1 protein-coding gene is annotated in these 280 nt (G+C 68.2%); it reads left to right on the forward strand.

Going from position 1 to position 280, the window contains the following annotated elements:
* Positions 1-29: 29 nt before the first annotated feature.
* A partial coding sequence (locus PZC42_RS20930; RefSeq protein ID WP_277214025.1) for a hypothetical protein occupies positions 30-280 on the forward strand: 251 nt, incomplete at its 3' end.

The raw sequence follows: 280 nt of genomic DNA on the forward strand, positions 1-280 counted from the left end.
AGGGGAACATCCTCGCGGGGAGCTGCGTCGTGCCGGCTATCGAGCTGGCCGTCATCAACACCTCGGGCGACATGGCTGAGAAACTCATGGCCGGAATGGAGGCCGCCCGCGCGACCGGCGGCGACGGCCGGTGCTCGTGCAACCCAAACGCCCCCACCTCCTGCGGTTGCCCCAACGCCGTGATCAAGTCCGGCCACATTGGCGGCATGATCGTCGCCCGCATCGGCGACATCGACGACGCGCTTTGCAGCGCCGCCGGCTGCGCCGACGGAACCTATTT

Origin of the sequence: Isoptericola croceus, assembly GCF_029382255.1 — a bacterium.
Classification (GTDB): domain Bacteria; phylum Actinomycetota; class Actinomycetes; order Actinomycetales; family Cellulomonadaceae; genus Isoptericola; species Isoptericola croceus.